Annotated in this window: 23 protein-coding genes and 1 tRNA gene; 6 read left to right on the top strand and 18 right to left on the bottom strand. The window is 59.9% G+C overall.

The window, feature by feature from the left end; translation table 11 throughout:
* Positions 1-71: 71 nt before the first annotated feature.
* The 6 genes from fabG to KIG99_RS18685 are packed head-to-tail and all read right to left on the bottom strand — an operon-like array spanning position 72 to position 4,566.
* Positions 72-812 (bottom strand): 3-oxoacyl-ACP reductase FabG, encoded by a 741-nt coding sequence (fabG, locus tag KIG99_RS18710; RefSeq protein WP_226443767.1) that lies wholly within the window; start codon positions 810-812, stop codon positions 72-74.
* Positions 813-815: 3 nt separating this feature from the next.
* Positions 816-1,742 carry an ACP S-malonyltransferase gene (gene fabD, locus KIG99_RS18705; protein ID WP_226461540.1) on the bottom strand — a complete coding sequence of 309 codons (927 nt, stop codon included), beginning with the start codon at positions 1,740-1,742 and terminating at the stop codon, positions 816-818.
* A gap of 16 nt (positions 1,743-1,758) precedes the next feature.
* Entirely contained in the window at positions 1,759-2,718 is a 960-nt protein-coding gene (locus tag KIG99_RS18700; protein ID WP_226461539.1) for a beta-ketoacyl-ACP synthase III, read from the bottom strand.
* Entirely contained in the window at positions 2,719-3,750 is a 1,032-nt protein-coding gene (gene plsX / locus KIG99_RS18695; RefSeq protein ID WP_226461538.1) for a phosphate acyltransferase PlsX, read from the bottom strand. It abuts the gene before it with no gap.
* 54 nt (positions 3,751-3,804) lie between these two features.
* Positions 3,805-3,984, bottom strand: coding sequence for a 50S ribosomal protein L32 (rpmF, locus tag KIG99_RS18690; protein ID WP_226443759.1), 180 nt, complete (start codon positions 3,982-3,984; stop codon positions 3,805-3,807).
* 18 nt (positions 3,985-4,002) lie between these two features.
* Positions 4,003-4,566 (bottom strand): YceD family protein, encoded by a 564-nt coding sequence (locus KIG99_RS18685; RefSeq protein WP_226461537.1) that lies wholly within the window; start codon positions 4,564-4,566, stop codon positions 4,003-4,005.
* A 36-nt stretch (positions 4,567-4,602) separates the two neighbouring features.
* Here KIG99_RS18685 and KIG99_RS18680 point away from each other — a divergent pair, with 36 nt between their 5' ends.
* On the top strand, positions 4,603-5,184 hold the full coding sequence (locus KIG99_RS18680; RefSeq protein WP_226461536.1) for a Maf family protein: 582 nt from the start codon (positions 4,603-4,605) through the stop codon (positions 5,182-5,184).
* A complete protein-coding gene (locus KIG99_RS18675; protein ID WP_226461535.1) occupies positions 5,184-5,891 on the top strand; it encodes an SAM-dependent methyltransferase in 708 nt (235 codons plus the stop codon). The genes KIG99_RS18680 and KIG99_RS18675 overlap by 1 nt, the downstream gene beginning before the upstream one ends.
* Positions 5,892-5,894: 3 nt before the next feature.
* Here the strand turns inward: KIG99_RS18675 and KIG99_RS18670 are convergent, their stop codons facing one another.
* From KIG99_RS18670 to KIG99_RS18655, 4 genes are read right to left on the bottom strand one after another with little or no spacing between them, the layout of a single operon-like run.
* The gene (locus KIG99_RS18670; RefSeq protein WP_226461534.1) at positions 5,895-6,857 is read right to left on the bottom strand and encodes a S49 family peptidase; all 963 of its coding nucleotides are present in this window, start codon (positions 6,855-6,857) and stop codon (positions 5,895-5,897) included.
* Positions 6,850-7,209 (bottom strand): Rieske (2Fe-2S) protein, encoded by a 360-nt coding sequence (locus tag KIG99_RS18665; protein ID WP_226461533.1) that lies wholly within the window; start codon positions 7,207-7,209, stop codon positions 6,850-6,852. Before KIG99_RS18665 ends, KIG99_RS18670 begins: the two co-directional genes overlap by 8 nt.
* The gene (locus tag KIG99_RS18660) at positions 7,188-7,838 is read right to left on the bottom strand and encodes an HAD family hydrolase (protein ID WP_226461532.1); all 651 of its coding nucleotides are present in this window, start codon (positions 7,836-7,838) and stop codon (positions 7,188-7,190) included. Before KIG99_RS18660 ends, KIG99_RS18665 begins: the two co-directional genes overlap by 22 nt.
* 5 nt (positions 7,839-7,843) lie before the next feature.
* The gene (locus KIG99_RS18655; RefSeq protein WP_226461531.1) at positions 7,844-8,851 is read right to left on the bottom strand and encodes an RluA family pseudouridine synthase; all 1,008 of its coding nucleotides are present in this window, start codon (positions 8,849-8,851) and stop codon (positions 7,844-7,846) included.
* A gap of 400 nt (positions 8,852-9,251) precedes the next feature.
* On the opposite strand from KIG99_RS18655, the gene KIG99_RS18650 reads away from it, so the two are divergent.
* A complete protein-coding gene (locus tag KIG99_RS18650) occupies positions 9,252-12,020 on the top strand; it encodes an Rne/Rng family ribonuclease (protein WP_226461530.1) in 2,769 nt (922 codons plus the stop codon).
* Between the two features lie 67 nt (positions 12,021-12,087).
* Here KIG99_RS18650 and KIG99_RS18645 read toward each other — a convergent pair whose 3' ends face one another.
* Complete coding sequence (locus KIG99_RS18645) at positions 12,088-12,570, bottom strand: low molecular weight protein-tyrosine-phosphatase (RefSeq protein WP_226461529.1); 483 nt, start codon at positions 12,568-12,570, stop codon at positions 12,088-12,090.
* A gap of 5 nt (positions 12,571-12,575) precedes the next feature.
* Positions 12,576-14,639, bottom strand: a complete 2,064-nt coding sequence (gene uvrB, locus KIG99_RS18640) for an excinuclease ABC subunit UvrB (RefSeq protein WP_226461528.1) — start codon at positions 14,637-14,639, stop codon at positions 12,576-12,578.
* A gap of 75 nt (positions 14,640-14,714) precedes the next feature.
* On the opposite strand from uvrB, the gene KIG99_RS18635 reads away from it, so the two are divergent.
* Complete coding sequence (locus KIG99_RS18635; protein ID WP_226461527.1) at positions 14,715-15,923, top strand: amino acid aminotransferase; 1,209 nt, start codon at positions 14,715-14,717, stop codon at positions 15,921-15,923.
* Between the two features lie 52 nt (positions 15,924-15,975).
* On the opposite strand, the gene KIG99_RS18630 is transcribed toward KIG99_RS18635, so the two are convergent.
* On the bottom strand, positions 15,976-17,655 hold the full coding sequence (locus tag KIG99_RS18630) for an AsmA family protein (protein ID WP_226461526.1): 1,680 nt from the start codon (positions 17,653-17,655) through the stop codon (positions 15,976-15,978).
* A 77-nt stretch (positions 17,656-17,732) separates the two neighbouring features.
* On the opposite strand from KIG99_RS18630, the gene KIG99_RS18625 reads away from it, so the two are divergent.
* Positions 17,733-17,808: transfer RNA gene (locus tag KIG99_RS18625), tRNA-Asn, on the top strand.
* Positions 17,809-17,977: 169 nt separating this feature from the next.
* Here KIG99_RS18625 and KIG99_RS18620 read toward each other — a convergent pair.
* The gene (locus KIG99_RS18620; RefSeq protein ID WP_226461525.1) at positions 17,978-18,520 is read right to left on the bottom strand and encodes a superoxide dismutase family protein; all 543 of its coding nucleotides are present in this window, start codon (positions 18,518-18,520) and stop codon (positions 17,978-17,980) included.
* A 32-nt stretch (positions 18,521-18,552) separates the two neighbouring features.
* Here KIG99_RS18620 and moaA point away from each other — a divergent pair, with 32 nt between their 5' ends.
* Positions 18,553-19,593, top strand: a complete 1,041-nt coding sequence (moaA, locus tag KIG99_RS18615) for a GTP 3',8-cyclase MoaA (RefSeq protein WP_226461524.1) — start codon at positions 18,553-18,555, stop codon at positions 19,591-19,593.
* 57 nt (positions 19,594-19,650) lie between these two features.
* On the opposite strand, the gene KIG99_RS18610 is transcribed toward moaA, so the two are convergent.
* The 4 genes from KIG99_RS18610 to KIG99_RS18595 form a co-directional block, all read right to left on the bottom strand.
* Positions 19,651-19,806, bottom strand: coding sequence for a hypothetical protein (locus KIG99_RS18610; RefSeq protein ID WP_226461523.1), 156 nt, complete (start codon positions 19,804-19,806; stop codon positions 19,651-19,653).
* An 11-nt stretch (positions 19,807-19,817) separates the two neighbouring features.
* Positions 19,818-21,659 (bottom strand): translational GTPase TypA, encoded by a 1,842-nt coding sequence (gene typA, locus KIG99_RS18605; protein WP_226461522.1) that lies wholly within the window; start codon positions 21,657-21,659, stop codon positions 19,818-19,820.
* Between the two features lie 71 nt (positions 21,660-21,730).
* Positions 21,731-22,135: a group II truncated hemoglobin gene (locus tag KIG99_RS18600; protein ID WP_404817895.1), complete on the bottom strand. Its 405-nt coding sequence runs from the start codon at positions 22,133-22,135 to the stop codon at positions 21,731-21,733.
* A gap of 24 nt (positions 22,136-22,159) precedes the next feature.
* Positions 22,160-24,286 (bottom strand): YgiQ family radical SAM protein, encoded by a 2,127-nt coding sequence (locus tag KIG99_RS18595; RefSeq protein WP_226461521.1) that lies wholly within the window; start codon positions 24,284-24,286, stop codon positions 22,160-22,162.
* Between the last annotated feature and the right edge of the window lie 87 nt (positions 24,287-24,373).

Genomic DNA, 24,373 nt, shown 5'->3' with positions numbered 1-24,373 from the left:
GAAAAACTCCTTCCCCTCAGGGGTACGAAAAAAAACAGGTGAATTTTACCAAAAGCCGGAGCTTCGGGAAATCAATCCATGAACATGCCGCCATTCACATGCACGGTTGTGCCGGTGACATAAGCCGCAGTCGGGGATACGAGAAAACCGACAGCACCGGCGATATCTTCCGGTGTTCCGGCACGGCCGAGCGGAATGGAAGCAAGCATGGCTTGTTTCTGCTCCTCGGTCAGCGCGTGCGTCATGTCAGTGGCGATAAAGCCCGGTGCAACACAGTTGACCGTAATATTGCGGCTGCCCAGCTCGCGGGCCAGCGAACGGGTCATCCCCGCCACGCCTGCCTTGGCAGCACAGTAGTTGGCCTGACCGGCATTGCCGGAATAACCAACCACCGAAGTGATATTGACGATACGACCGAAACGCGCCTTCATCATGCCGCGCATGACAGCGCGCGACAGACGGAACACCGCTTTCAGATTGGTATCGATCACGGCATCCCACTCGTCGTCACCCATGCGCATGGCAAGGTTGTCGCGGGTAATGCCGGCGTTATTCACGAGGACCGTAATGGCACCAAACTCCTTGGCCACATCGGCAAGCACCGTGTCGGTCTGGGCGACGTTGCAGACGTCCAGCGCCACACCCTTGCCCTTGATGCCGGCCTCGGCGAGATAGGCGGAAATCTTGCCCGCACCGTCTTCGCTGGTTGCCGTACCGATGACCGTTGCGCCCAACTTACCCAGCTCAAGGGCAATCGCACGACCAATGCCGCGCGTCGCACCGGAAACCAGAGCAATCTTGTCGTTCAGCATGACTTACTCCAGACCGAGATTGGCTTCGATGGCTGCGGCATCAGCCAGCGCCACGCCGACAACACCATCGGCACAGCGCTTGGTCAGACCGGCCAGAACCTTGCCAGGACCACACTCGGCAACAGTCGTCACACCCAGTGCCGCCATCGCTTGAATGGTCTCAACCCAGCGCACCGGATTGTAGGCCTGACGAATCAGCGCATCCTTGATGCGAGCCGGATCGTTCTCGATGGCAACATCGACATTGTTGATGACCGGAATCTGCGGCGCATTCAAAACCAATTCGGCAAGACGCGCCGCCAGCTTGTCAGCAGCCGGACGAATCAGGGAAGAATGGAACGGCGCCGAAACCGGCAGCGCCTTGGCCATCTTGGCACCGCGCGCCTTGCAGGCCTCCATGGCACGCTCGACGGCAGCCTTGTGGCCAGCGATCACCGTTTGACCATTGGCATTGAAGTTGACCGGCTCGACCACTTCGCCCTGCGCCGCTTCGGCACATGCAGCAGCAATGCCGGCGTTGTCCAGACCAAGCACGGCAGCCATCGCACCGGTACCGACCGGTACGGCTTCCTGCATGGCGGCGGCGCGCAAACGAACCAGCGGCACGGCATCCTTGAATTCGATGACACCGGCGGCGACCAGCGCCGAATACTCGCCAAGACTATGCCCAGCCAGCACGACCGGCTTGCGCCCGCCCTTTTCCAGCCACAGCCGCCAGGCAGCAATGCCAGCGGTCAACATCACCGGCTGGGTATTTACCGTTTGCGTCAACACTTCTGCCGGACCTTCGGCAACCATCGCCCACAGGTCATCACCCAAGGCAGCCGAAGCCTCATCGAAAGTGGCACGCACCACGGCGGCGTCGCCATAGGCGGCCATCATGCCAACGCTCTGCGAGCCCTGGCCAGGAAATACGAAAGCAAAAGACATTCTGCGGTCTCCTCTATCAGAATTCGAGCAGGGCTGCGCCCCAGGTAAAGCCGCCGCCAACCCCCTCGAGCAGGACTTTCTGGCCGCGCTGGATACGACCATCGCGCACCGCCTCGTCGAGCGCCAAGGGCACCGAAGCAGCCGAGGTATTACCGTGACGATCCACCGTGACGATGACCTTCTCGCGATCAATACCCAATTTCTTGCCGGTTGCCTCGATGATGCGAATATTTGCCTGGTGCGGGATCAGCCAGTCGACATCAGCCGTTTGAATACCGGCATCGCGACAAACTTCCTCGGCGATCTCGGCCAGCACGCGCACCGCGAACTTGAAAACAGCCTGACCATCCATGCGCAGGAATGGATCACCTGTCACCTGACCGCCACAAATCTGACCGGGCACATTCAGGATGCCACTCTGGCTACCATCGGCATGCATCGCCGTCGCCAGAATGCCCGGCTTCTCGGACGCTTCCAGCACGACTGCACCGGCACCATCGCCAAACAGCACACAGGTGCCGCGATCCTGCCAGTCGAGAATCCGCGAAAAGACTTCGGCACCGATCACCAGGGCTTTTTTGTGGCTACCGGAGCGAATGAACTTCTCGGCGATCCCGAGTGCATAGGTGAAACCGGCACAGACCGCCTGGACATCGAATGCCGTGGCACCCTTGTTGCCCAGCCGTCCCTGGATCAAACAGGCCGTGCTCGGAAAGATGAAATCAGGCGTCGAGGTAGCAACAATGATCAGATCGAGATCGCTTGCAGCAACACCAGCCATCTCGAGTGCACGCTGCGCCGCAACCAGTCCAAGCTCACTGGAAGTGGTGCCCGGTTCGGCAAGATAGCGACTGCGAATGCCGGTACGCGTGACGATCCACTCATCGTTGGTATCGATGCCGCGCGTCGCCAGGTCATTGTTGCTAACGGGATTACCAGGCAGACAACTACCGGTACCAATCAGACGTGCAAACATTCAGACAGTCTCCCCGGCACCCGCGGGCACCGTTGTAGTCATTTCAGCGATCCGCCCGGCAATACGCTCAACCACCTGGTTCTTGGCGGCCTCGTAGGCACGCCCGATCGCGTTGCCAAAAGCCAATTCGTCGGCGGACCCATGGCTTTTCACGGAAATGCCTTTCAAGCCGAGCAAAATCGCACCGTTATATCGACGATGATCAAAGCGCCGCTTGAAATTATTAAGGACAGAGATCGCGATCAGGGCTGCCAGTTTGGTCAGCCAGTTGCGCTTGAACTCGCTGCGCAGTGACGAACCCAGCATCTGGGCCAGCCCCTCCGAGGTTTTCAGCGCAACGTTGCCGACAAAGCCGTCACAAACGACCACATCGGCATCGCCCTTGTAGATGCCGTCACCTTCAACATTGCCGATGAAGTTGAGACCGGAATTGCGCAGCAACTCGGCAGCCGCCTTGACGACCTCGTTACCCTTGATCTCTTCTTCGCCAATATTGAGCAAGCCAACAGTCGGGCGATCCTTGTGCTCCATAGCCGCGACCAGCATGGCCCCCATGATGCCGAACTGCAGCAGATGCTCGGGACCGCAATCGACATTGGCCCCCAGATCAAGCATGTGGGTATGCCCATTGATGGTGGGCAGCGGCGCACAGATGGCCGGGCGATCAATCCCGGGCAGCATTTTCAGCACGAACCGCGAGATCGCCATCAACGCACCGGTATTGCCGGCCGAGACACAGGCATCCGCCTCGCCAGTCTTGACGAGATTGATGGCGACACGCATGGACGAGTCTTTTTTGTTGCGCAGGGCGAGCGCCGGCGACTCATCCATCCCCACCACCTCAGAGGCGTGAACGATGCGGAGACGCGGATTATCGACCTGGGTAGCAAGCAAAGGGCGAAGAACGCTCTCCTGACCAACCAGGATGAGCTGCGCTGCCGAATGCTCCACCAGAAAACGGAGCGCCGCCGGAACCGTCACTGACGGACCGTGGTCTCCCCCCATGCAATCAATGGCGATGCGGGCTGTCATGGCAAAAGAAAAGGCAGGCGGTCCGAGACGAACCGCCTGCCTTTCAATGAACGATTACTCGCCCTTGGCCTTCAGGACCTTCTTGCCACGGTAGAAACCGTTCGGGGAGATGTGGTGACGCAGGTGCGTCTCACCGGTCGTCGGCTCGACAGCCAGCGGAGCAACGGTCAGGAAATCATGGGCGCGATGCATGCCACGCTTGGACGGGGATTTTTTGTTCTGTTGAACAGCCATGTTAATACTCCAAAAAAATCAGTTCGGCTTGCCTTTAAGCCCACCCAGAACAGCAAACGGATTGATCCGCTCACCAGAACCGGCTGCGCCAGGCAAACCACATTTTTCGTGCCGCGGCGCGACCGGCAGGGCCAGGAGGATTTCATCCTCCACCAATTCGGCCACGCTCAGTTCGCCTGCCACCGGCAGGAAATCACGGGTGTCGTCTTCGAGTTCGTCTTGCGACATGTCGGCACCCTCGGGAAGCAACTCCAGAAGACAATCGACATCAAGCTCGAAAGGAACCGCTTCCAGGCAACGCTGACACGCCAGCGGGAGCAACCCACCAACTTCCAGCTGCAGGAAATATTTTCCATGCTCACCCTTGGAACCTTGAAGTCGGAAGCTAACGCTTCCAGACACCTCTGCCAGCAGATCATGCAGGCGTTCCAAGTCCGCGACGGCCAGCTCTCCTTCGAGAACACGCCCATCCTTGGCGAACACAAAAGCGTCAGGAATCCTTTTCAATCTTGAACCGTTGCGACTTAAACGCAAGATGATATTATTTTTGGCTTTCCAAGTCAAAACAAAGTGCTGCTTCAAGAAGTCGGCGCAACACCTTGTTGTAACGAAACTTTCATGACCCAACCCATTATCCTCGCTTCAACCTCGCCGTATCGCCGCGAACTCCTCGCCCGCCTCGGCCTTTCTTTTACCGTTGCCAACCCGCAAACCGACGAAACGCCGCTCCCCGACGAATCGCCGGAAAGCCTCGCCCTGCGCCTCTCCGAAGCCAAGGCCCGCGCCGTGGCCAGCGAATTCCCGGACGCCCTGATCATCGGCAGCGACCAAGTCGCAACGGTCGACGGCAAAATATATGGCAAACCCGGCAACCACGAACGCGCCGTCGAGCAACTGCGCGCCCTCTCCGGCAAAACCGTCAATTTCTTCACCGGCCTCTGCCTCTACAACGCCCGCACCGGACAAGCCGAAGTACGCGGCATTCCGACCCTGGTCGGTTTCCGCCAGTTGAACGACAGCGAAATCGAAAATTACCTGCGCCGCGAACCCGCCTATAACTGTGCCGGCTCGGCCAAATCGGAAGGACTCGGTATCGCGCTGCTGAGCAGCATGCAAGGCGACGACCCGAATGCACTGGTCGGCCTGCCCCTGATCGCACTGTGCGACCTGTTGCGCAACCAGGGCATCAGCATTCTATAATGGCCGGCACCCTCTACCTGATCCCGGTTCCGCTCGGCCCGACCGCGCCGCAGGAGTCACTCCCGGCCAATGTCCTGACGGTCATTCACCCGCTGACGCACTTCGTCGTCGAGCAAGCAAAGACGGCCCGCGCCTTCCTGAAAGCCGCCGGCACAGCAAAACCCCTGCAGGAACTCTTGCTAGAGGAACTGAACGAACACACAAAGGATGCAGCTCTCGACCGCCTGCTTGAGCCGCTGCGCGCCGGCCACGACATCGGCCTGCTTTCCGAGGCAGGCTGCCCCGCCGTCGCCGACCCAGGTGCCAACCTTGTTGCGCTGGCACAAAAGGAAAACATCCGGGTCGTGCCACTGATCGGACCATCCTCTCTTCTGCTCGCCCTGATGGCTTCGGGACTGAACGGCCAGCGCTTCGCCTTCCAGGGTTACCTGCCGGCCAAGGAAGCCGATCGCAGCAAGACCCTGCGCGAACTCGAGGCCGAATCGCGCAAGCGCATGCAGACGCAGCTGTTCATCGAAACACCTTATCGCAACCGCGCCATGTTCGATGCCGTCCTGCAAACCTGCCAGCCGGCAACCCGCCTGACCGTCGCCACCGACCTGACCCTGCCCGGCGAATCGGTCATTACCAAAACAATTGCCCAGTGGAAAAAACAAACGCCGCCCGAAATCGAGCGGCGTCCGACCGTCTTTCTGCTACTGGCCTGAGGCTTACCGCAGGCGCGCCCCGAGCGCGCTTTCGGAAACACCCTTCCACAGGCCGTTGACCGCACCAGCCCCGAGACGCTTGGCAAAACGTTCGGCAATATTGTCCTTGACCGAATAATCAAGCACCTTCTCGGCCTGCACGACGTCGCGCGCCACCGAGTCGATGCTGCCAAAATCGTCGGCTAGGCCCATCTGCACGCTTTGCACACCTGTCCACATCAGACCAGAGAACATTTCCGGCGTTTCCTTCAGGCGCTTGCCACGGCCCGCCTTGACGACATCGATGAACTGCTGGTGAATGTCGTTAAGCAGCGTCTGGGCATGCGCCTTGTGGCGCTCGACCTGCGGCGAGAACGGATCAAGGAAGCCCTTGTTTTCACCGGCCGTCAGCAGGCGGCGCTCGACGCCAACCTTGTCCATGACACCATTGAAGCCGAAGCCATCCATCAGCACGCCGATCGAGCCGACAATGCTGGCCTTGTTCACGTAAATCTTGTCAGCCGCCACAGCCACGAAATAACCGCCGGAAGCGCACATATCCTCAACCACGGCATAAAGCGGTTTATCCGGATATTTGCCGCGCAGGCGACGGATTTCGTCGTTGATCATGCCGGCCTGAACCGGACTACCGCCCGGACTGTTGATGCGCAACACAACGGCAACCGCGTTCTTTTCCTCGAAGGCAGCATCGAGCGCGGCGATCAGATTTTCGGCATTGGCCTCGCCCTTGGCCTCGATGACGCCATTCAGCGTGACCATCGCGGTATGGCGCTGCTCATGCTCGGCGCCAGCCCCCCAATCGACCAACGCGAACAGAACGACCAGCAGATAGGCAAAACCGAGCGCCTTGAAGACAATGCCCCAGCGCCGCTTCGCCTTTTGCTCTTCGAGCGAGGCAAAGGCCAGCTTTTCCAGGGTTTTACGCTCCCAGGACGAATTCGTGTCGGGAGATTGGGGGTTATCCATGACTGTTTTCCAGTTCTAAATAAATCTGCCCCTGGATTTCGCGTACCGGCAGGGGCTTAAGCCCCTTTTTACCACAGCGTCCACCAAGGCACCTGCCCGTATCCGGAGCATAAAGCGCGCCATGAATCGAGCAAATCAAGTATAGCTTGGAATGATCGAAGAACTCGCCGGGCTGCCAGTCCAGTTGCGCCGGAACATGCGCACATTCGTTGAAATAGGCAAAAACCTGCCCATGATGGCGAATGACAAAAGCGTTAGCCGGCTGGCCGTAACGCTCGACCAAGAAACGAAATCCCCGGCCCGCCTCGACCACCTCGCTGCCAGCGCAAATCAGGCGTAGCGCTTCAGCCAATCGTCGAGCTCCCGAACACTGTGCAGACAGGCCCGCGGCTTATGCTCCAGCAAATGTTCGTGCGGATGCGCCCCGTACGTCACCGCCAGACTATCAACCCCGGCATTGCTGGCCATCAACAGATCGTGCGAAGTATCGCCGATCATCACGGTCGACTCGTTCGCCACGCCGAATTCCGCCGTCAGCTCTTCCAGCATTTGCGGATGCGGCTTCGAATGGCATTCATCGGCACAACGCGAGGCCTGGAACAAGGGGCGCAAACCGGAATGATCCAGTGCCCGCTCCAGCCCGAGACGACTCTTGCCGGTCGCCACCGTCAGGATATGCCCGGCCGCCTGAAGGCGAGCCAGCATTTCAGGAACACCGGGAAACAGCGTCAGCTGATTATCCCCCGACAGGTAATGAAAACGGTAGCGCTCGACCATCTCCTGGTAGCGCTCGGGCTGCAATTCAGGCACCGCATGCCGCAAGGCATCGGTCAACCCCAGCCCGATCACGTGCCGGGCACGCTCGTCGCTCGGCTCAGGCAAACCGAGATCACGGCTCGATGCCTTGATGGCGCTGACGATGGCACCCGCCGAATCGAGCAGCGTGCCATCCCAGTCAAAAACGATCAGTTGATACTTCATGTTGCTCAGAGTTCTTTCCCGAGAATTTGTTGCAGGTTTTCGGCGGTGAATTCGCGTGTTTTTTTCGCGTCGACCGCTGCGATATAGTCACCGATACTGCCCGGCAAGGGCGCCACGCACTCCAGCGGCGCCGCCGTCAGCGGATGCCGGAAGGCCATGCGCCAAGCGTGCAGCGCCATGCGCTTCAGCCCCTCGCGCTTGAGATTCTTGTTGAGGGCGAATTCCCCGTACTTCTCGTCGCCGAGAATCGGGAAACCGAGATGCGCGAGATGCACCCGGATCTGGTGCGTGCGCCCAGTCTTCAATTGCGCCTCGAGCAGACTCATCTCCGGCCAGCGCGCCAGCAGACGAAAAACCGTGTGCGACGCCTTGCCGTCATCGCGCACCATGACGCGCCTCTCACCACCTTCGGTCAGATACTTGTACAGCGGCAGCTTGACGTGCTGCGTGTTGTTCATCCAGCGCCCCTTGACCAGCACGAGGTAACGCTTGTCAGCACCGGCCCCGTGCTCGCGGAACATGTCGTGCAGCGCGGTCAGCGCCAGACGCTTCTTGCCAACCAGCAGAATGCCCGAAGTTTCGCGATCGAGGCGGTGCGCCAGCTCAAGGAACTTGGCCAGGGGCCGCTGCCGGCGCAAGGCCTCGATCACACCGAAGCTGACACCGCTGCCGCCGTGCACCGCAATGCCTTCCGGCTTGTCGATGACGAGCAGCGCCTCATCTTCATAGATGATCGGCAAATCGACGCGCTGCTTGGCCGCCTCATCGACCTCATTTTGCGGCCGCTCGGCAATGCGGATCGGCGGAATACGCAGATTGTCACCGGCACACAAACGATAAGTCGCATCGACTCGCCGGCTGTTCACGCGCACTTCACCACTGCGCAAAATGCGATAAAGGTGGCTCTTCGGAACCCCCTTGCAACGTCTGATCAAATAGTTGTCAAGACGCTGGCCCTCTTCTTCTTCGCCGATCACGACATGGGTGACCGAATTGTTACCAGCATCATTCATTTTCTAATATACTGCCCACGTTTTTCGTCTAGGTTTGCAAGAGATTCCGAACCGTCAGACCGTTCGCCACGCGCTAAATGCGCGACCGCCGCACGGCAGGCTCCGAAGTCTCACTTGCGCCACTTGCGCAAGCCTGACCAACGTAAAACGACTGGTTAAGTTCACTCACCAAAAGTAGTGATGTTAATGGATTAGCCCGCCTTAAGCACGCACGGATTGCCCGTTGCAGGAATTATCAGGTTGCGAATTTCAATAAAAAACACGCAGCCATTTGTTGATCAGCACATTCTTCGTCGCCTTTGCCATTTATTTACATGAAGCAATCCGCTAACTGAAACTGTCGCTGCCTGAACTGGCGCTTCCCTGTCGCGTGCTCCAAGCGCGCTGGAGCCCCAAAATAATGAAACGCATGCTTTTCAATGCGACACAGGCTGAAGAACTCCGTGTCGCCATTGTTGATGGTCAGAAACTGATTGACCTAGACATTGAATCAGCCGCCAAGGAACAACGTAAAAGCAACATTTACAAAGGGATCATTACCCGCATCGAACCCAGTCTCGAAGCCTGCTTCGTAGACTACGGCGCGGATCGACACGGCTTCCTGCCGTTCAAGGAAATCTCCCGTTCCTATTTTCAGCCCGGCGTCGAAGTTGGTCGTGCCAAGATCAATGAAGCCCTCAAGGAAGGTCAGGAACTGATCGTCCAGGTCGACAAGGACGAACGTGGCAACAAGGGCGCCGCCCTCACCACCTACGTATCCCTGGCCGGCCGTTACCTCGTGCTGATGCCGAACAATCCGCGCGGCGGTGGTGTTTCCCGTCGCGTCGACGGTGACGAGCGCGCCGAACTGCGCGACACCATGGATCAGCTCGAAGTGCCCAGCGGCATGAGCCTGATCGCCCGCACCGCAGCCATCGGCCGCCAGGCTGAAGAGCTGCAGTGGGACTTGAATTATCTGATGCAACTGTGGACCGCCATCGAAGGCGCCGCCAAGCAGCAGAGCGGCGCTTTCCTGATCTACCTCGAAGGCAGCCTGGTCATTCGCGCCATTCGCGACTACTTCCATTCGGAAATCGGTGAAATCCTCATCGACACCGATGAAGTATACGAACAGGCCCGCGCCTTCATGGGCACGGTGATGCCGGCCAACATCAATCGCGTCAAGCGTTACCGCGACGATGTGCCGCTCTTCTCGCGCTTCCAGATCGAACACCAGATCGAAACCGCCTTCGTCCGCCAAGTCAACCTGCCGTCCGGCGGCGCCATCGTCATCGACCACACCGAAGCACTGGTTGCAGTCGACGTGAACTCCGGTCGCGCCACCAAGGGTGCCGACATCGAAGAAACCGCGTTCAAGACCAATCTCGAAGCCGCTGAAGAACTGGCCCGCCAGCTCCGCCTGCGCGACCTGGGCGGCCTGATCGTGATCGACTTCATCGACATGGAAAACCAGAAGAACCAGCGCGAAGTCGAAAACCGCCTGCGCGATGCGCTGCGTTTCGACCGTGCCCGCGTCCAGATGGGCAAGATCAGCCGCTTCGGCCTGATGGAACTGTCGCGTCAGCGCCTGCGCCCGGCCCTCGCCGAAACCAGCTACATCTCCTGCCCGCGCTGTACCGGCACCGGCCACATCCGCTCCACCGAATCGGCTGCGCTGCACATCCTGCGCATCCTCGAAGAGGAAGCGATGAAGGAAAATACCGGCGCCGTGCATGTCCAGATGCCGGTCGATGTTGCCACCTTCCTGCTCAACGAGAAGCGCCCGGACATCCAGGCCATCGAATTGCGCCACAAGGTCACCATCCTGCTGATCCCGAACATCCACCTGGAAACGCCGGCGCATTCGATTACCCGCCTGCGCCACGACGACCTCAACAACGACGATGTGCGCGAACCGTCCTACAAGATGGTCGACGCCCCGATCGAGGAAGCCAGCAAGCCGGGCAACGGCAAGGACGAAGCTGCCAAGCCGCGCCAGGAAGCCATGATCAAGGGTATCTCGCCGGAACAGCCGGCGCCGATCATGCCGGAAAAGACGGTGGAAGCGCCGGCACCGGCAGCAGCGCAAGCTGAAGCCGGCCTGATCGCCAAGATCTTCTCCTGGTTCCGTAGCGAACCCAAGGTTGCCGAACCCGCACCGGTTGCCCAGCCGGCACCGAAAAAGCCGCGCGAAGGCCGCAATGACGGTCGTCGTGAACGCGGCGAAGGCCGTGATGGCCGCCGCAACGGGCGCAACAAGGGACGTGACGAAGAGCGCGGCAATCGCAACGAACGCGGCGAACGCAATTCGGAAAAAGCCCCGCGTGAGGAGTCGACCGCTACGCCGTCAGCCAACGCAGGCGAGCGTCAGGAACGTCGCCCGCGCGGCGAACGCAAGGAACGCCGCGATCGCCAGCAACCGGCAGAAACCAGCGTCGACAACAAGCTCAATGCCCCGGTCACTGTCGCTGAGACGGCCAACCTGAACCTGCCGGGCAATTCTGGCGAAACACCGGAAGCCGGCAACGGCGAAGAACAGGGCGCCCGTCGCCGTGGTCGTCGCGGTGGTCGCGGTCGCGGCGAGCGTCGCAATGAAGCCGAGAACAATGGCGCCAATGCTGCACCGGCCGAAACGCAGGACAAGGCTCCGGCAGTTGCCGAAAGCACAGAGCAGATCAGCCAGGAACCGGTTGTCGTCGTGATTCCGGCAGCGGAACCGGCGGCCGCCCAACCTGCCCCGGTCGCCGTTCAGGAAGCCGCACCCGCTGCTGTCGAACCGGTTGTCGTCACCGTCACCGAAGCAGCCGCTCCGGCAGCTGAAGTCGCAGTTTCGGCGGTTGAAGTCGCTGCACCTGCAGTTGAAGTCGCAGCGCCGGTGGAGACACCAGCAGCACCTGTTGAAGCCGCGCCGCAAGCTGAAATCGCTCCTCCTGCTGCAGAACCGGAAGCCGCGATTAGCGCCGTAACGGTCGACATCGTCGAACGCAAGGAAATCGTGGCACCGGCTGCTGCTCCGGTTGACCTGGAAAAGACTCTCTCCGAAAGCGGCCTGGTCCTCGTGCAAACCACGGCGGAACCGCTCATGGCCCAACCGGAAGCTCCGGTCAAGCTGGGTCGTCCGCGCAAGCAGAAGACGGCCGCAGAACAGGCTCAGGACGCACCGCTGGTCATGGTGGAAACGCAAAACTAAGCGTTTCAGCCTGACAAAAAAGGGGCACCCGCGGGTGCCCCTTTTTATTTCCTGTTCAGATAGCGAATCAGGAATGCGCCAGCTTTTCCTTGATCTCCTCGATCAACCCCTGTGCCGCATCTTCAACCATATCAAGTACCAGATCGAAACCATGCCCAAGCCCGTAATACGGGTCAGGCACTTCGTTGTCGTCGAAATTTTTTGAAAAATCCATGAACAGCTTGATCTTTTCCTGCTGCTCCGGACTCGCCAAACGTTGCAGGTTGTCGAGATTGTTCTTGTCCATGGCGAGAACCAGGTCGAAATAATCGAGATCCTGGCGCGCCACCTTGCGCGCCCGCAACTGCGAAAGGTTATAGCCACGCACGGCCGCGGCACGCTGCGTCCGCGAATCCGGCGCCTCGCCGACGTGATAGCCATGCGTTCCGGCCGAATCAACCTCGACCTTGTCACCCATATTGTTAAGCCGGATAAATTGCCGCAAGACGCCTTCCGCCGTCGGGGAGCGACATATATTTCCCATGCACACAAAGAGCACGCGATATATCATTTTTATTAGTCTCCATCAGGGTCGTGGGGCGCCGCACCGAAGACCCGTTCCCTGAGCCGGAACAAGTCGTCGCGGGCTGCCGCCGCCTTTTCGAATTCAAGGTTTTTTGCACACTCAAGCATCAGTTTTTCCAGACGCTTGATTTCCTTGGCAACGCTCTTTTCATCCATGGCCAGATAGGCAGCCTGCTGCTGGGCTGCTTTCTGCTCGGTCTGCGCCGATTCTGCATCGTAGACGCCATCGATGATGTCCTTGATTTTCTTGGACACACCGCGCGGCGTAATACCCTGCTCCAGATTGAAACTGATCTGCTTTTCGCGCCGCCGCCCGGTTTCGGCGATGGCGCGCTGCATGGATTGCGTAACTGTATCAGCATAAAGGATGGCTGTGCCATGGATATGACGTGCCGCCCGGCCCATGGTCTGGATCAGCGAGCGCTCGGAACGCAAAAATCCTTCCTTGTCGGCATCGAGAATCGCGACCAGCGACACCTCCGGAATATCAAGGCCCTCGCGCAGCAAATTGATACCGACCAGCACATCGAACTCGCCGAGGCGGAGATCGCGAATGATCTCGACGCGCTCGACGGTATCGATATCCGAGTGCAGGTAACGCACCTTGATGTCGTTGTCGGCAAGAAAATCCGTCAAGTCTTCCGACATGCGCTTGGTCAGCGTCGTGACCAGAACGCGCTCGCCGACCTCGACCCGCTTCCTGATTTCCGAAAGCAGGTCATCGACCTGGGTCGACGCCGGACGCACGATCACTTCCGGATCGACCAGGCCAGTCGGCCGCACCACCTGTTCGACGACCTGCCCGGCATGCTGGTTTTCGTAATCGGCCGGCGTCGCCGAGACAAACACCGTCTGCCGCATGTGCGACTCGAATTCGTTGAACTGCAAGGGCCGGTTATCGAGCGCCGAAGGCAGCCGGAAGCCGTAATCGACCAGATTCTCCTTGCGCGAGCGGTCGCCCTTGAACATGCCGCCAACCTGGCCGATGGTGACGTGCGATTCGTCGATGAACATCAGCGCATCGGCCGGCAGGTAATCGATCAGGGTCGGCGGCGCTTCGCCGGCGCGACGCCCGGAAAAGTGCCGTGAGTAGTTTTCAATGCCCTTGCAGAAGCCGATCTGGTCGAGTAATTCGAGATCGAAACGGGTACGCTGCTCGATACGTTGCGCTTCGACCAGCTTGTTGTTCTTCGTAAAGAAGTCGATCCGCTCGCGCAACTCCGTCTTGATCGCCTCGATGGCGCGCACCACGGTATCGCGCGGCGTCACGTAATGCGAAGCCGGGAACACGGTGAAGCGCAGCGCCTTGTGCAGCAGATGACCGGTCAACGGGTCAAAAAACTGCAATCCTTCGATCTCGTCGTCGAACAGCGAAACGCGGATGGCGTGCTCGGCGTGTTCGGCCGGAAAGATGTCGATGATGTCGCCGCGCACGCGGAATGTTCCGCGGTGGAAATCCATGTCGTTGCGCTCGTACTGCATTTCGGTCAGGCGCTTGACGATGGCGCGCTGATCGAGACGGTCGCCGACGCGCATGGTCAGGATCATGTTGTGATACTCGTCGCGATCGCCGATACCGTAGATGCAGGACACCGTCGCGACAATCACCACGTCGCGCCGCTCGATCAGGCTCTTGGTTGCCGACAGGCGCATCTGCTCGATGTGATCGTTGATCGAACTGTCCTTCTCGATGAACAGGTCGCGCGACGGTACATAGGCTTCCGGCTGGTAATAATCGTAGTAGGAGACGAAATACTCGACCGAGTTTTCCGGAAAGAATTCCTTGAACTCCGAGTACAACTGCGCTGCCAGCGTCTTGTTCGGGGCCAGCACCAGCGCCGGTCGACCGGTCCGGGCGATCACATTTGCCATCGTGTAGGTCTTGCCCGAGCCGGTCACGCCAAGCAGCGTCTGGAAGGACAGACCATCCTCCAGCCCCTCGACGAGCAGGCGGATTGCCTCGGGCTGATCACCGGCCGGCGGAAACGGCTGATGCAGACGGAAAGGACTGCCTTCAAAGCAGGCTACGGGTGTATTGGTCGGGGTTTCTATCATGCTAAAATTCTTCGGTTTCTCTCGCCCGGCAAGATCGCTGTGCGAACATTGTGCCTATTATTCCATGGAGTCTTTATGTCCTCTTCGATCTTTGCTGCGGTGGAAATGGCCCCGCGTGATCCCATTCTCGGCCTGAACGAATCCTTCAACGCCGACACGCGTAGCACCAAGGTCAACCTCGGCGTTGGCGTCTATTTCGACGACAACGGCAAGATCCCCCTGCTCGGCGCCGTCAAGACGGCCGAAGACATCCGCGTCAAGGCAGCCCTGCCGCGCGGCTACCAGCCGATCGAAGGCCCGGCCACCTACAACACCGCCGTGCAGAACCTGCTGTTCGGCCAGGACTCCGAACTCCTCGCTGCCGGCCGCGTGATTACCGCCCAGGCCATCGGCGGCACGGGCGCCCTGCGCATCGGCGCTGATTACCTGAAGCGCCTCAATCCGGATGCCAAGGTTTACATCAGCAACCCGTCCTGGGAAAACCACCGCGCCCTGTTCGAAGCCGCCGGTTTCGTGGTCGAAGACTACACCTACTACGACGCCGCCAGCCGCGGCGTGAACTTCGCCGGCATGAAGGCCGACCTGAACGCCATGGTCCCGGGCTCCGTCGTGCTGCTGCACGCCTGTTGCCACAACCCGACCGGCGCCGACATGTCGGACGCCCAGTGGGCCGAAGTCGTCGGCATCTGCAAGGAACGCGGTTTGGTGCCCTTCCTCGACATGGCCTACCAGGGCTTTGCCGACGGCATCGATGCCGACGCCGTCGCAATCCGCGCCTTCTCGGCTTCCGGCCTGCAGTTCTTCGCCTCCAGCTCGTTCTCCAAGAACTTCTCGCTGTACGGCGAACGCGTTGGCGCCCTGTCCGTCGTCACCGCCGCCAAGGAAGAATCGGCTCGCGTGCTGTCGCAGGTCAAGCGCGTCATCCGCACCAACTACTCCAACCCGCCGAGCCACGGTGGTGCGCTGATTGCTGCCGTTCTCGCTTCGAGCGAACTGCGCGCCCAGTGGGAAGAAGAACTGGCAGGCATGCGTCTGCGCATCCGCGCCATGCGCACCGGCCTGGTTGATGCCATCAAGGCTACCGGTTGCCCGCAGGACTTCTCCTTCGTCGCCCAGCAACGCGGCATGTTCTCCTACACCGGCCTGACCGCCGCCCAGGTTGAACGCATGAAGGACGAATTCGGCATCTACGCCGTGTCGACCGGTCGCATCTGCCTGGCCGCGCTGAACACCAAGAACCTCGACTACGTGGCCAAGGCCATCGCCGCTGTCACCAAGGCCTGATCAATCAGGCCCGGCAGGATGGCAAAGGGCAGGACTTCGGTCCTGCCCTTTTTTATCGCCCGCTGACTGCGCTCAGATTCGGCAAGACACCGCTGACCCGGACCGCGGTGCGCGCGGTTGATACCGAAGACTGCATCGTGACCAGCAAACCGGCTTCGAGAGGCCGATCGGCAACGGCGGAAAACTGGCCGCTTGCAGTAACCATCCCCGCCGACATCTGGAGATCGCGCCCGACAACCTGGCGCGGATTGATTGCAACAGCAACTTTCAGGCGATCAAACTTGGTCGAACCGGAATTGACGACATAACCGGCTCCGCGCCGGACCGCCTCCCCCAGATCAACCCCATGCAAAATCCCGCGCGCAATATCAGCATCAAGATTGGCATCGATACTGCGCAGCAGAGCATTCCAGTCCTTGCCACTACCGCGTAAACGCAGGCTACCACTGAGTTCCCCCTCGAGCTTCAACTCAGGAACAAAGGCCGCACTGACCTTGCGGCAATCGAGCCGAGCCAGGCTGGCTTCACCGGCCATCGACAAGCCGCTCCCACTCCAGTCGAGCAACCAGCTTCCCTTCAGAATGCCATTCAAAAAAGTCGTATCGAAACTCTGGATAACCAGCTTGCCTTTTTGCAGAAGCCCTTTGGCCTGCAAGGAATCAAAGCTCAATACCTGCCCGAACGGTTTCCAGCCGAACCCCTCGATATCGAGCAGGAAGCCACCCTTGGCCGGCGTCGCGGACAAGCGGATACCCAGATCGACATTACCGAAACTGGCCTTTTCCACACCGCCGTCGTTCTTGAAAACAACCTCTCCGGACAGATCCTGCAACGCCAGATCGTTCGCTGAAACAGTCAGCTTCTCGAACGTCAGACGCTGAATGACCGGAGCGTCATCGCGCAATGACGCCTGGAACAGACGGGAAGAAACCAGAAAATCGGCTGGCGCCGAAATCCCCAGCAGATCAACCCGGGAAAGCAGATGCGGCGCAGAACCCAGCAGGGACAGCGGCGAGGCAATACGGACCTGATCAATCGTTACATCAGCGGACTCACCGACCCGCACACCGGAAAGAAGCAGGGCTGGTCGTGGCCAGTACGCCACACCCACACTAGCAACCTGCACCGGCGCCTGCAACATCTTGCCAGCCGCCGCTTCGATTCCCGGCTTCAGATTGTCGTAGGGATAGCCCAGAACAAGAAGCAACAGCAACAAGAGCATGGCGAACGGAGCCACAAGCAACCACCGCGCAATCGAACCTGCCCTCAACGGAGGGCGAACGAAGTCGCCGGATACAGCGGGCTCGGGCCTGGCGACAGGAGGCATCTGGCTGAGGCGCCCGGCCGCAGGCAAAACCGGTTTGCCGAATGAGGAAAACTGACTGACCGCGCTCTCTGGCGCGACTACAGAGTGATGGCCCGATGCATTTTTCCCGAAAGTCGAGAACTGGGAGATCGCCGAAACCCTTTCCGTGCTCAAGGCCAAAGGCTTCGCAGCCTCCCTGACCAGCACAGCCCCTTGCTTCGTGGCAATGAATCCCCCCTCTTCCAATTCACGCAAGGCCCCCTCAACCAGGCGGGGGTTGCCTATTTTTTCCGACAATTCCGCCACATTCAGTTTTCCATCAACCTGAACGAGGACCATGCGAAGATTTCGCTGCACGACACGCGTACTTTGTCGGACCGCCTCATCCCCGATCGGGGTTTTTACGTAAATCAGCTTTGCATCCATGGCCGGATATTTTTCTTCTTGAAAATCACAAAAAACTTGACAGAAAAGACCTCGAAACCTATACTGCGCGCCTCTGTTCCTCGATAGCTCAGTTGGTAGAGCGCCGGACTGTTAATCCGTAGGTCCCTGGTTCGAGCCCAGGTCGGGGAGCCAAGAAATATTCCGAATGGCCCACAGCAATGTGGGCCATTTGCATTTCTGCCCCACCCACCACATTGTCTGCTGCACCAGACAACCCGCGCCCCGACAAGACGCACATTCTACCCTCAGACAGGGCTTTGCCGAATAGCATAATCACCTGGCGCCACCGCCCCCAGGGCAGTTATTTCGGCATGATCACGGCACAAGCGATCAGCGCATCGGATTTGCCATCCGCATAATCTGGCCGGTCATAAACCCGCACGCTGCGCCCGATGATATTTTCACCCTCGCCCCCCAACTCCACTCCCGCCAGATATGCAGTCAACCGGGCCGCACCTGCCGAGTCCGCAACGATGGCCGGCAATGCCACAACCCCTTTCGCCCCATCTCCTTTCGACTCAGCACAACCACCTCGAGCAATCTGAAAGGCATGCGCCCCCGGCGGCATACCGGACAGGTCGGCAATTACCCGCAAGCGATTGCCCACCGGACTGAAACTGACCGCGCCGCCAATCTTGCCGGCAGAACCGGCAACCAAGACAGCCTCGGCCCGCAATGCCGGCGGCGCAATAAAACCGCCACGACACCCTGCCAGCAGACCGAACGACACCACAACGAGAAGAATGAACTTTTTCACTTTTTGACCTATCCACTTGTTTGCAACAACCCGACAACAGATAATCAGCGCCCGCCCCACCAGCGGATGCGCATTCTGAGCCCCCATCGCAGCCGCCGCAAGCCAAACAAAACAAATCCATGATCCCCACCCCTCCAGTCGTTGCAGCACCAGGCACCGAAACGCCGACCGGCCAATCCGGCAACACCCTGATCGACAAATACGGGCGCCGGGTCAGCTATCTGCGCCTGTCGATCACCGACCGCTGCGACTTTCGCTGCACCTACTGCATGGCCGAGGAAATGACCTTTCTGCCGCGCGACGAGGTGATGAGCCTGGAAGAGTGCCTGCGCATCGCCAAAGTCTTCGTCGGACTTGGCGTCAACAAGCTGCGCATCACCGGCGGCGAGCCGCTCGTCCGCAAGGACGCGATGTGGCTGATCGAACAACTGGGCGCCCTGCCCGGCCTCGACAACCTGGTATTGACCACCAACGGCTCGCAACTCGAACGCTTTGCCGCCCCCTTGCGTGCCGCCGGCGTCAAGCGCCTCAACATCAGCCTCGACACCCTGCGCCCCGAACGCTTCCGGGCGATTACCCGGATCGGCGACATCAACAAGGTCTTCAACGGCATCGCGGCCGCCCGACAAGCCGGCTTTCGCCGCACCAAGCTCAACACGGTCATGATGCGCGGTACCAATGATGACGAATTCGTCGAACTCGTCCGGTTTTCACTCGCCAATGAACTCGACATTTCCTTCATCGAGGAAATGCCACTCGGCGACATTCAGGGCCGCAACCAGACCTATATTTCATCCGAAGAAGCACGCACCATCCTGGGCCAACACTTCGAACTCACCCCTTGCGACGAATCCTCGGGCGGCCCGGCCCGTTACTGGCGCATCGCCGGCCACGAATCGCGCATCGGCTTCATTTCGCCGCACAGCCACAATTTCTGCGACAGCTGCAACCGCGTCCGCGTGACTGCCCAGGGCGAACTCCACCCCTGCCTCGGTCAAAACGACGTCATGCACCTGCTCCCCATCCTGCGCGGCCAGAACGACACCGACCTGCGCCAGGCAATCATCGACAGCATGGGCATCAAGCCTTTCGGCCACGACTTCTCGCAACAACTGGAAACACCGCAAGTCGTGCGCTTCATGTCGATGACCGGCGGCTGAACAGCCGCTTGCAATTTGCCTGCTTTTTAGCGGTCGACCGCTAAAAAGCAGCGAAAATCAGGGATAAATCCTGCAGAAGCCGATCTCGTTTATCGGCTTCGAAATCTTCCCCAGCCCCGTCAGCATCAACGACAGAACAATAAAAAAGGCGACCCGACGGGCCGCCTTTTGCTGGCGTTTCAGCACATCCCGGCAGGGCTGGCAGAAACGCATGCTGCGCTTGCTTACAGACCGCGCACGGCGCGCTTGCGCTCGATTTCGGTCAGGTAACGCTTGCGCAGACGAATCGACTTCGGCGTCAGTTCGACCAGTTCGTCTTCCTCGATAAACTCGACGGCGGCTTCCAGGCTGAGCTGGACCGACGGTACCAGGCGCACGGCTTCGTCAGTACCGGAGGCACGGACGTTGGTCAGCTGCTTGCCCTTGATCGGGTTCACGACGAGGTCGTTTTCACGGCTGTGGATACCGATAATCATGCCTTCGTACAGCTTGTCGCCCGGCACCACGAACATGCGACCGCGATCCTGCAGCTTCCAAAGAGCGTAGGCAACGGCTTCGCCGTTATCCTGGGAGATCAGCACGCCATTGCGACGCTCGGCAACATTGCCGTCCTTGACCGGGGCGTATTCGTCGAACACGTGGCTCATCAGGCCGTTACCGCGCGTCAGGTTCATGAATTCGCCCTGGAAGCCGATCAGACCACGCGCCGGGATGCGGTATTCGATACGGACGCGACCGCGACCGTCCGGCACCATGTCCTGCAGGTCGCCCTTGCGCTGACCGAGGCTTTCCATGACGCCGCCCTGGGTGTCTTCTTCGACGTCAACCGTCAGCAGCTCGTACGGTTCGCACTCGACGCCGTTGATCGTCTTCTTGACGACGCGCGGACGACCGACGGCCAGTTCAAAGCCTTCGCGACGCATGTTTTCGAGCAGGATGCCGAGGTGCAGTTCGCCACGACCGGAAACGTCGAACACGTCGCCGTTCGGGGTATCATGCACGCGCAATGCCATATTGGTCAGCAATTCCTTGTGCAGGCGATCGCGGATCTGGCGGCTGGTGACGAACTTGCCTTCGGTACCGGCCAGCGGGCTGGTGTTGACCATGAACTGCATGGACAGCGTCGGCTCGTCGATTTTCAGGAGCGGCAGGGATTCCGGGCTTTCCGGATCGGTCACGGTACAACCGAGCACCAGATCTTCGATACCGGTGATCTGAACGATGTCGCCAGCCAGACCTTCTTCCATCTCGACCTTGTTCAGGCCCTTGTAGCCGAACACCTGGCCAATCTTGGCCTTGATCGGGGTACGTTCGTGTTCGAGCGCTTCTTCTTCGGTACCGAACATGACCAGCACGTTCTGACCGGTCTTGACGCGACCGCGAATGATCTTGCCAACACCGATCCGGCCGACGTAGGAAGAGTAGTCAAGCGCAGTGATCTGCAGCTGCAGCGGCGCATCGACATCGGCGTCCGGCGCCGGCACGTGGCGCAGGATGGTATCGAACAGCGGCTTCATGTTTTCGCGCGGCTGATCGAGTTCCATGGCCGACCAACCGTTCAGGCCCGAAGCGTAAACGATCGGGAAATCCAGCTGTTCGTCGGAAGCACCCAGCTTGTCGAACAGGTCGAAAGTCAGGTTAACGGCGTTGTCGGGATCGGCACCGTCGCGGTCAACCTTGTTGACCAGCACGATCGGGCGCAGACCAAGGGCCAGCGCCTTCTTGGTCACGAAACGGGTTTGCGGCATCGGGCCTTCGGCCGCGTCAACCAGCAGGACCACGCCATCGACCATACCCAGCACGCGCTCGACTTCACCACCGAAGTCCGCGTGACCCGGGGTGTCGACGATGTTGATGTGAACACCTTCGTACTCGACCGCAGTGTTCTTGGAAAGAATCGTGATGCCACGTTCCTTTTCCAGGTCATTGGAATCCATGACGCACTCGACCAGCTGCTGGTGAGCAGCGAAAGTACCGGACTGACGGAGGAGCTGGTCGACCAGGGTAGTTTTACCGTGGTCAACGTGGGCGATGATGGCGATGTTGCGAATCGGACGAGCGGACATGGGAAGGCCTGAAAAATCAAAGGCGTGATTCTATCACCCCATGCTGCAACGCAACATCCCCAAGAAGGGTTTTAGCCCTCTTTATTACGCATGAAATCAGCTGTATTGAAGAAATTGTTCAGCAACACCTTGCGGACATCCGGGTCCAGCCCGACGTCTTCCATCGCCAGCACCATGCAGGCGACCCACTGGTCGCGCTCCTTGGTGCCGATGGCAAAGGGCATGTGCCGGGCACGCAATTTCGGATGACCGAATTTTTCGACGAAAAGATCCGGGCCACCGAACCAGCCGGAGAGGAACATGAACAGTTTCTCCCGCGACCCGGCCAGGCTTTCCGGATGCATGGCACGCAACTCGGCAAAATGCGAAACACTGTCCATCAACTCGTAAAAGCGATCTGCCAGCTTGCCGACCGTCGCTTCGCCACCGATCTTTTCATAGGTCGTTGCCGTGCTTTCCTTGCTTTCCATACTCATTGCTCTCCGAAAAACTTTTTTTATTTAACGTGGCTTGCGCGCAACCGGCTTGCGGCCGGCCGGCGGACGCGATGGCGCGCCAGGACGTGCCGGCCGGGCTCCCTCAACACGCCGCGGCAAAGCGCCCGGCGGGTTTCTGACCGTTTTCACCGGTTGACCGCGCGGCGCATCGCCGGTGCCGGCCGGCTGCCAGGCCGGGATCAGCTGCTTCTTGCCGTTGCCGATCAGGTCAGCCCGGCCCATTTCCTTGAGCGCTTCACGCAACAAGGGCCAGTTGGCCGGATCGTGATAACGCAGGAAGGCCTTGTGCAACTTGCGCTGCCGGCCGTTGCGCACAGTCCCGACCTGCTCGCTGCTGCGCGACACCTTGCGCAGCGGATTCCTCTCGCTGTGGTACATCGTCGTTGCCAGCGCCATCGGCGTCGGCAGGAAGGTCTGCACCTGATCGAGACGGAAGTTGTTCTTCTTCAGCCACAGCGCCAGGTTGAGCATGTCCTCATCGGTCGTTCCCGGATGCGCCGCGATGAAATACGGGATCAGGTACTGCTCCTTGCCGGCTTCGCGCGAGAAACGGTCGAACAACTGCTTGAAGCGGTCGTAGGCGCCCATGCCCGGCTTCATCATCTTCGACAGCGGGCCTTCCTCGGTATGTTCCGGCGCGATCTTCAGGTAGCCGCCGACGTGATGGGTCACCAGTTCCTTGATGTATTCGGGCGAGCGCACCGCCAGGTCGTAGCGCAGACCGGAGCCGATCAGCACCTTCTTGACGCCCTTCAGCGTGCGCGCCTTGCGGTACAGCGAAATCAGCTTGCTGTGATCGGTACCGAGGTTCTCGCAGATATCGGGATAGACGCAGGACAGGCGACGGCAGGACGCCTCGATCTTCTCGTCCTTGCACTTCAGGTGATACATGTTGGCGGTCGGCCCGCCGAGGTCGGAGACGATGCCGGTGAAGCCCGGCGTCTTGTCGCGCATTTCCTCGATTTCGCGCAGCACCGACTCTTCCGAACGGCTCTGGATGATGCGCCCTTCGTGCTCGGTGATCGAGCAGAAGGTACAACCGCCGAAACAGCCGCGCATGATATTGACCGAGAAACGGATCATCTCCCAGGCCGGGATCTTCGCTTCGCCATAGCTCGGGTGCGGCCGGCGGGCGTAGGGCAGCTCGTAGACGCCGTCGAGCTCCTCGGTGGTGAGCGGAATCGGCGGCGGATTCAACCAGACATCGCGTTCACCATGCGCCTGCACCAGGGCCCGGGCATTGCCCGGATTGGACTCGAGATGGAAGGTGCGCGAAGCGTGGGCGTAGAGCACCGGATCATCCTTGACCCGCTCGTAGGCCGGCAGACGCACCACGGTGTGGGCACGCCGCTCCTTGATCGCGGCCAGACGCTCGGCGCGGGAAACGATGCGCACCGCGTGAACACCCGGCTCAACCACGGCCGGCGCCTGCCCCTGCGGTTCCATCGCGTACGGGTCGGCATGCTTGACCAGCGGCCCCGGCGTATCGACCTCGCTCGAATCCATGACATCCCAGTCATCCGACGGCAACCAGCCGATCGGCACCATGAAGGCGGTACCGCGCAGATCGCGGATTTCCTTGATCGGCTCGCCCTTGGCCAGGCGATGCGTCAGTTCGACGAGCGCGCGCTCGGCATTGCCGAAAATCAGGATATCAGCCTTGGAATCGGGCAACACGGAACGTCGCACCTTGTCCGACCAGTAGTCGTAATGGGCAATGCGGCGCAGGCTGGCCTCGATCGAGCCGATCACGATATTGCTGCCAGGGAAGGCCTCGCGACAGCGCTGGGCATAGACCGTGACGGCATGATCCGGCCGCTTGTTGGCCTCGCCGTTCGGCGTGTAGGCGTCGTCGGAGCGGATCTTGCGGTCGGAGGTGTAGCGATTGACCATCGAGTCCATATTGCCGGCCGTGACGCCGAAATACAGGTTGGGCTTGCCCAGCCTCTTGAAGTCGGCGGCCGAGTTCCAGTCCGGCTGACAAATGATCCCGACGCGAAAACCCTGTGCTTCGAGCAGTCGACCGATCAGCGCCATGCCGAAACTCGGATGGTCGATGTAGGCGTCGCCGGTGACCAGGATAATGTCGCAGGAATCCCAGCCGAGCGCGTCCATTTCGGCACGGGACATGGGCAGGAAGGGAGCCGGACCGAAACGGTGGGCCCAGAATTTACGGTAGCCGAACAAAGGCCGGCTGGCTTGCTGATTTGAATCCAT

Origin of the sequence: Quatrionicoccus australiensis (genome assembly GCF_020510425.1) — a bacterium.
Classification (GTDB): domain Bacteria; phylum Pseudomonadota; class Gammaproteobacteria; order Burkholderiales; family Rhodocyclaceae; genus Azonexus; species Azonexus australiensis_A.
This window is presented reverse-complemented; position numbering and strand designations above follow the sequence as displayed.